This window comes from Yersinia vastinensis (genome assembly GCF_902726565.1).
Lineage (GTDB): Bacteria > Pseudomonadota > Gammaproteobacteria > Enterobacterales > Enterobacteriaceae > Yersinia > Yersinia vastinensis.
Genome location: NZ_CACVAF010000020.1, coordinates 34,637 through 42,451, shown reverse-complemented (window position 1 = coordinate 42,451; position 7,815 = coordinate 34,637). Strand labels below are relative to the sequence as shown.

Here is a 7,815-nt window from a genome sequence, read left to right as displayed (position 1 = left end):
TGTTAGGGCGCGGCTGGCAACAGAGCCTTATAGGCGCATATGAAAAACCTCCGGCTATGCCGGAGGATATTTATTTTGTATCATAATCATAAGGTTACATAATTTAACATTTCATAAAACTATAATTTATTGATTTAATTGGAATTTATTCAATTTCGATTGTTGTATTGCCTATTTGAGTTATCTCGGCACCAGAAAATAGTGACGTATATCGCAACCTCAAAATTGTTTAAAAGCAAACTGGTAAGCTGAGTTAAAATATTGTTAAAGTTATGATGTGAATTTGAGTTTTACTCTGGCGATCAATAATCATTTCAGGAGTGCTACCTTGGAAAAAGTATGGCTAAAGCGTTATCCGGCAGACGTCCCCGCAGAGATTGACCCGGATCGCTATTCTTCTTTGGTGGAAATGTTTGAGAACGCAGCATTGCGTTATGCGGACCAACCTGCGTTTATCAATATGGGGGAGGTAATGACCTTCCGTAAACTGGAAGAGCGTAGCCGTGCTTTTGCTGCTTATTTACAGCAAGGTTTAGGATTACAAAAAGGTGACCGTGTCGCCCTGATGATGCCAAATCTGCTGCAATATCCTATCGCCTTGTTTGGTATTTTGCGCGCGGGCATGGTGGTGGTAAATGTTAATCCGCTATATACCCCGCGTGAACTCGAGCATCAGCTAAATGACAGTGGGGCAGCAGCCATTGTTATCGTCTCCAACTTTGCTCATACACTAGAAAAAATCGTTTTCAAAACTCAGGTTAAGCACGTCATTTTAACCCGTATGGGTGACCAATTATCGACAGCTAAAGGTACGCTGGTGAATTTCGTAGTGAAATACATAAAGCGTTTGGTGCCGAAATATTATTTGCCTGATGCCATTTCGTTCCGTACGGCATTACAGAAAGGTCGCCGTATGCAATATGTGAAGCCGGATGTTATCAATACGGATATGGCATTTTTGCAATATACCGGTGGAACTACTGGTGTGGCGAAAGGCGCCATGCTGACGCACCGGAATATGCAGTCTAATTTGGAGCAGGCGAAAGCGGCCTATGCGCCCTTACTGCAACCCGGCCATGAGTTGGTCGTGACGGCACTGCCGCTCTATCATATTTTCGCGTTAACCATGAATTGCCTGCTGTTTATTGAACTCGGTGGGCGTAGCTTATTAATCACTAACCCACGTGATATTCCGGGAATGGTTAAAGAACTAAGCCGTTATCCATTCACAGCAATGACGGGTGTGAACACATTATTTAATGCACTATTAAATAATGAAGAATTTAGCAAATTAGATTTTTCCTCGTTACGGCTTTCGGTGGGGGGCGGCATGCCAGTCCAGAAAGCCGTTGCCGAAAAATGGGAGAAACTCACCGGTAGACACCTTTTGGAAGGCTATGGGCTGACTGAGTGTTCTCCGCTTGTCACGGGCAACCCTTATGATTTGAAACATTACAGTGGCAGCATTGGCCTACCAGTGCCTTCGACAGATGTTCGCTTGGTTGATGATGAGGGTAATGAAGTCACTGCGTTCGGCGAGCCGGGCGAACTATGGGTGCGCGGCCCTCAAGTTATGTTAGGCTATTGGCAGCGGCCAGATTCGACCGATGAAGTGCTCAAAGATGGCTGGCTGGCAACGGGTGATATTGCCACTCTTGATGAACAGGGCTTTTTGCGTGTAGTTGATCGTAAAAAGGATATGATTTTAGTGTCTGGTTTTAACGTCTACCCCAATGAGATTGAAGATGTGGTCGCGTTACATTCCAAAGTGCTGGAGTCTGCCGCCGTTGGGGTGCCTAATGAAGTCTCGGGCGAGACGGTAAAATTATTTGTAGTGAAAAAAGATGCCTCACTGACGCCAGAAGAGCTGCTAACCCATTGCCGCCGCTACCTTACTGGGTATAAAGTACCGAAAATTGTAGAGTTCCGTGACGAATTGCCGAAATCGAATGTCGGTAAAATTTTGCGCAGGGAATTGCGTGACGAGCAAGTTAACACTAAGGCTAGCGAGCAAAACGCGGCTTAACTTAACTGAGTCACCTAATCATCATCAACAACGCCGGTCATCACCGGCGTTGTTGTGTTTGCCATAGACTATACCCCAAAGATAACGGGTATAACGACCAAGAGAATGACGTTTTGAATTATCAGTTGATCACGACCGACAGTGCGTTGCAGCAGGCTTGCGAGCAAGCTCAAAAACATGCCCATGTCGCACTGGATACAGAGTTTGTCAGAACACGCACTTACTATCCGCAGTTGGGCCTGATTCAACTGTATGACGGTGAACAACTTTCACTGATTGACCCTTTGCCTATCACACAGTGGCAACCTTTCCGCGAGCTGCTGCAAGATATCAATGTAGTGAAATATCTGCATGCGGGCAGTGAAGATCTCGAAGTATTCTTAAATGCCTTTGATCAGATGCCCACGCCGATGATTGATACTCAGGTTTTGGCCGCATTTTCTGGGCGCACGCTATCGTGTGGTTTTGCCATGCTGGTGAATGAATTTGAAGGTGTCGAGTTAGATAAAAGTGAATCTAGGACAGACTGGATTGCTCGTCCGCTAAGTGAAAAACAGTGTGATTATGCCGCTGCGGATGTGTTCTATTTGTTACCTTTGGCCGCTAAGTTAGTGGAAGCCACTGAGGCCGCAGGGTGGATGGATGCGGCGATTGATGAGTGCCAATTGTTGTGCCGACGCCGCAGCGAAACACTTGACCCGGAATTGGCATACCGTGAAATCACCAATGCTTGGCAATTACGTGGTCGTCAACTGGCCTGTTTGCAGAAGCTGGCTGCATGGCGCTTACGCCAAGCGCGTGAGCGTGATTTAGCCGTGAATTTTGTCGTGCGAGAAGAGAACCTATGGCAAGTTGCGCGTTACCAACCGACGTCACTAGGTGAGCTGGATTCTCTAGGGCTGAGTGGGCAAGAGATTCGTTATCACGGACGCACCTTGCTAGCGCTAGTGGCAGAGAGTGATGCTGTCCCTGAAGATCAACTCCCTCCACCGGTCATTAATTTGATTGATCAACCCGGTTACAAGAAAGTCTTTAAAGATATTAAAGCGCTAATATTATCAGTCAGTGAGCGCAGCGGACTTAGCAGCGAGTTACTGGCATCACGTCGTCAAATAAACCAATTACTCAGTTGGCATTGGAAACTGAAATCAACAGAAACACAGCCTGAGTTATTAAGTGGCTGGCGTGGTGATTTGCTGTCTGTGGAATTGACGGAGATTTTACAGCAGTATTAATCGAAATTCAGAGGGGAGGGAACTTCACTCTGAATACTTCAGTTTAAATTTATAGATAGTTTATGAATAACTGAAATAGAGATTAAGATTTTTCTTGTTTAGATGGGTATATATTAATAGCAGAAACAAAACTGGATATTTATACAGTCAATAACAGAAAACTCCCCCCTGTAAATAAATACAGGGGGGAGTTATTGCGAAGAAATCATTTAGGCGTTTCTTCCGTTTCCGGTAATGTCACGTTAAGTTCAAGTACCGAAATATCATCCCCTTTCTGCTCAAATTGCACGTGCAGCATTTCAGGGTCGATCTGGATATATTTACAAATAACCGCCAAAATATCGCGTTTCAAGTCAGGCAAGTAATGGGGCTCACTGTCCCCACGACGACGCTCTGCGACGATAATTTGCAGCCGTTCCTTGGCTATATTGGCTGTCGGTTTTTTGCGGGACAGAAAAAAGTCTAACAAAGCCATGGTTTATCCCCCAAAAAGGCGTTTCAGGAAGCCCTTCTTCTCTTCTTCGATGAAGCGGAAAGGACGTTCTTCTCCTAGTAAACGGTCAACGGTATCGTCATAAGCTTTACCGGCATCAGACTCTTTGTCCAGAATCACGGGCTCACCTTGGTTTGAGGCGCGCAATACAGACTGATCTTCTGGAATAACGCCAACCAGTGGGATCCTCAGAATATCGAGGACATCTTCCATACTCAGCATATCGCCGCGATTAACACGCCCTGGATTGTAGCGGGTTAACAGCAGATGTTCTTTAATCGGTTCCTGACCATTTTCTGCACGACGTGACTTGGATGACAATATTCCAAGGATACGGTCTGAGTCACGAACCGAGGAAACCTCAGGGTTGGTCGTGATGACGGCTTCGTCAGCAAAATACAGCGCCATTAATGCGCCACTTTCAATACCCGCTGGCGAGTCACACACCACGAACTCAAAATTCATGTCGCCAAGATCATTCAAAATCTTTTCAACACCCTCTTTGGTCAGGGCGTCTTTGTCACGCGTCTGAGAGGCGGGCAAAATATACAAATTATCTGTACGCTTATCTTTTATTAATGCTTGGTTCAATGTGGCATCACCTTGAATCACATTAACAAAATCATAAACGACTCGGCGCTCACATCCCATAATCAAGTCTAGGTTCCGCAGCCCGATATCGAAATCGATAACAACGGTTTTTTTACCTTTTTGGGCCAAGCCGGTTGCGATAGCCGCGCTTGATGTGGTCTTGCCAACGCCCCCTTTACCCGATGTAACAACAATAATGCGTGCCATGAAATGGATTCCTTGTCAAAAGGGCTTAATTTAAAGGTTGTATAGTTAATGCGTTATCCAGCAGATGCAAACGCGCAGCCTGACCAAAATAGTCGCGCGGGATCTGATCACTCAACCAGTACTGCCCTGCGATAGAGACTAGTTCAGCACCGAGATGCGTGCAAAAAATCTGGCATTGGCCATCACCTGATGCACCTGCTAGCGCACGGCCTCGCATCATTCCATAGATATGAATATTGCCGTCGGCAATTAATTCAGCACCGGCGCTGACGCTGCTGATAACAATCAAATCGCAATTACGAGCATAAATCTGTTGGCCGGAACGAACAGGTGTGTTGATAATTCGTGTCTTGGTAGAAACGTTTTCTGGTGGGCTGGCAACTGGCTCTGGTGCCATTTTCTGGCCTTTACCTTCACTCAGTAACGGCAAACCTGCCCGTGCTATTGCCCGTTTTTGACGTTCATCCTGACAACCACTGATGCCAACAATACGCAAACCCGCTGAGGTGACAGCCTGTTGGAGATCTTTCCAGTTAGCACCGTTAGGTAACGTTGCAACGTTAATCACAACAGGGGCGTTTTTCAGGAAAGCAGGCGCTTGATCCACCTTCTCCTGTAATGCCTGACGGATTACCTCCGGTCGTGAATCATGCAAATGAATGACCGAAAGGGTAAAACTACTGCCTTTTAACTCAATTGGCGATTGTGACATCTATCCTGACTCAGTTTCAGCTGCGTTTAATCCCCAAAATACCATTCGGGGTACAATATTCTGATCTTCCCAAGCATGTTATAGGTAATATAAAGAGAAATCTATCCGTATCAATATATTGAAATCCTAAAGCGTTAATGACTTCAATCTGACAAGAAATTACAGCATAACTTCCGCTTATTCGCTAGCCTTGGCCTGTCTATATTTGGCTATTATCACTGCCATGATTAAATTGGATATTTTTTCAACAGTCAGATTTACTTCATGCTGGTTTGTTGCCGCCCATAAAAAGCATTATTTTCAGTCAAACAAGGTTTTTTATCGAGTGACTCCAGTTTTTATAAGATATGACAATACGTAACCATTATTATCACTTTTAAGACGATGAAATAGAGTGGTTGATTATGGTTAATATCGACTTAGTGAAATAGCTCACAATAATATTTAAGAAAACTCTGATCAGATACTTTGTCAACGCCGACAGTAGAGAGCGTGCAATAATTAAACATTCACTGTCGGGCATCTTTTCTGTTCACTATAAACTGCGCCAATCAGTACTATTTTTAGTTATTTAATATTGAGAATGATAATCATTTTGTGATAATTTGCGGTTTTTACACCAATCACTCTAAAGGAAATCAACGATGAAAAGGAATTTCATCTCACTGTCATTTATCTGTGTTATTGCCACTTCTGCTCCAGCAACAAGCTGGGCTGATTTTAGCTATCACGCTGAAATTCCAAAAGATAGTAAGGTTTCTAAGGATTATCTGGAAAAACGTAAAGCACTGAGGTCTGTCACTCCAAATGCTGATTCATGGCAGCGGCAGCTTGATCAGGAAAAGGCACGGATAGACGCCGAGTCGGCAAAACGTGAAAGTGATAAACAGGCAAAATGCCAACAGCAGGGGTATCAGCAGAATAGACAGCAGGGATACCAACAACATCGACGCACCAACAATGGAAAGTATCAACATTATGTGCCTGACCCATGTGCACAGAGTATAGGCATAGACATCCCTATCTATTGAGATCTCAGACATGCAATCTAGCATGACGTGTTATAATCTTAAGCTAACTATGCAATTTTATTATTGAATTTACCAACCAGAGTCCAGAACATGCTTTGTGCTATCTACCGAAGCCCGAAACGGGATCAGACCTACCTTTATATTGAAAAGAAAGATGATTTCTCAAGAGTTCCTGCGGAGCTACTGGCCAGTTTTGGTCAACCGCAATTTGCGATGTTACTTTCATTAAACGAGCGAAAAAGCTTGGCGACAGCCGATATTGAGAAAGTGAAGAATGCGCTTGTCGAGCAGGGTTTTTATCTGCAAGTCCCACCGCCACCAGAAAGTTTGCTAAAAATGCATTTGGGTGAAATCAAGGCATAATCCCCTGTTTTATAAAGGAACGTGACGATGAAACTGTCAATAATTGCCATTGCTGTGACGACAGTCATCTCTGTAGGATGTTCCAGTAAGAATGCCGCGGCCCCGATACCAACCCAGCCGAGCGCCCAACAAGTTGAGGCTGATTCAGGCGCTGCAGCCGCGGCTTCTGTCAATAAGAACAGCACTACAACAACGCTCTCTCAGCAAGGTCGGGATCCGGCTCAGTTCCCGGCTTATGTCGAACAGTTGAAAGCGCATGCTCGTGCGCAAGGGATCAGTCGCGCGACGTTGGATATTGCATTTGCGAATATTCATTTTGTTGACCGGGTGATTCAATCTGATCGTAACCAACTAGAAAAGAAAGTCACATTAGATGATTATCTGTCTAAGGTTCTGACGGCTAAAAAAATAGAGCAAGGTAAGGCAATTTATCGGCGCTATCAGCCCCAGTTATCACAAGCGACGGCACGTTATGGCGTACCAGAGCGCTATATTGTTGCGCTTTGGGGGCTAGAAAGTGGCTTTGGTAAAATTCAAGGTAAAGAAGACGTCATTTCTGCGCTCTCGACACTAGCATTTGAAGGCCGGCGAGAAGCATTCTTTACTAAAGAACTGATGGCCGCACTCAAGATTATCCAACAAGGTCGAGTGGAAGACCCGCAATTGAAGGGGTCATGGGCTGGAGCTATGGGACAAAGTCAATTTATGCCCAGTTCTTTCCTGAATTATGGTGCTGACGGTGATGGTGACGGTAAAATCGATATTTGGAATAATATTGATGATGTATTTGCTTCAACTGCCAACTATCTATCTACTGAAGGTTGGACATCAGGGATAGGTTGGGGGCAAGAAGTACAGTTGCCAAAAGGGTTCAATGTTGCTCTGGCGGGTTTGAAAGATAATCAAGCCAAGACTATCGGGCAATGGCAGCGGCTTGGTATCAAACCTGTATCTGGGAAGAAGATCACTCACCCTGAGTTACGTGCTTGGGTGATCGTTCCCGATGATGTGCAAGGGCGGGCATTTCTGGTTTATGATAATTTTCGGACCATTATGCACTGGAACCGCTCTTACTATTTTGCCATCAGCATTGGTATGATGGCCGATAGTGTTGGTCAATAATGTCTGTGGTTAAAATGACCGCGGTGTCGTGTCTA

8 protein-coding genes are annotated in these 7,815 nt (G+C 44.9%); 5 read left to right on the top strand and 3 right to left on the bottom strand.

The annotated features are described in order from the left end of the window. Positions 1-328: 328 nt before the first annotated feature. Together fadD and rnd are read left to right on the top strand one after the other, a co-directional pair. Positions 329-2,026, top strand: a complete 1,698-nt coding sequence (fadD, locus tag HUZ92_RS20080) for a long-chain-fatty-acid--CoA ligase FadD (protein WP_050101165.1) — start codon at positions 329-331, stop codon at positions 2,024-2,026. A 113-nt stretch (positions 2,027-2,139) separates the two neighbouring features. Then, positions 2,140-3,261 carry a ribonuclease D gene (gene rnd / locus HUZ92_RS20075; RefSeq protein WP_050101268.1) on the top strand — a complete coding sequence of 374 codons (1,122 nt, stop codon included), beginning with the start codon at positions 2,140-2,142 and terminating at the stop codon, positions 3,259-3,261. Positions 3,262-3,466: 205 nt separating this feature from the next. Here rnd and minE read toward each other — a convergent pair whose 3' ends face one another. From minE to minC, 3 genes are read right to left on the bottom strand one after another with little or no spacing between them, the layout of a single operon-like run. Continuing rightward, on the bottom strand, positions 3,467-3,736 hold the full coding sequence (minE, locus tag HUZ92_RS20070; RefSeq protein ID WP_002211180.1) for a cell division topological specificity factor MinE: 270 nt from the start codon (positions 3,734-3,736) through the stop codon (positions 3,467-3,469). 3 nt (positions 3,737-3,739) lie between these two features. Beyond that, positions 3,740-4,552 carry a septum site-determining protein MinD gene (minD, locus tag HUZ92_RS20065; RefSeq protein ID WP_050101166.1) on the bottom strand — a complete coding sequence of 271 codons (813 nt, stop codon included), beginning with the start codon at positions 4,550-4,552 and terminating at the stop codon, positions 3,740-3,742. A gap of 25 nt (positions 4,553-4,577) precedes the next feature. After that, positions 4,578-5,264 carry a septum site-determining protein MinC gene (minC, locus tag HUZ92_RS20060; RefSeq protein WP_050101167.1) on the bottom strand — a complete coding sequence of 229 codons (687 nt, stop codon included), beginning with the start codon at positions 5,262-5,264 and terminating at the stop codon, positions 4,578-4,580. Positions 5,265-5,908: 644 nt separating this feature from the next. Here minC and HUZ92_RS20055 point away from each other — a divergent pair. The 3 genes from HUZ92_RS20055 (at position 5,909) to HUZ92_RS20045 (ending at position 7,780) form a co-directional block, all read left to right on the top strand. Continuing rightward, positions 5,909-6,295 (top strand): hypothetical protein, encoded by a 387-nt coding sequence (locus HUZ92_RS20055; RefSeq protein WP_050101168.1) that lies wholly within the window; start codon positions 5,909-5,911, stop codon positions 6,293-6,295. A gap of 90 nt (positions 6,296-6,385) precedes the next feature. Then, complete coding sequence (locus HUZ92_RS20050; protein WP_145579413.1) at positions 6,386-6,658, top strand: YcgL domain-containing protein; 273 nt, start codon at positions 6,386-6,388, stop codon at positions 6,656-6,658. 27 nt (positions 6,659-6,685) lie between these two features. After that, complete coding sequence (locus tag HUZ92_RS20045; protein WP_050101170.1) at positions 6,686-7,780, top strand: lytic murein transglycosylase; 1,095 nt, start codon at positions 6,686-6,688, stop codon at positions 7,778-7,780. Positions 7,781-7,815 lie beyond the last annotated feature (35 nt).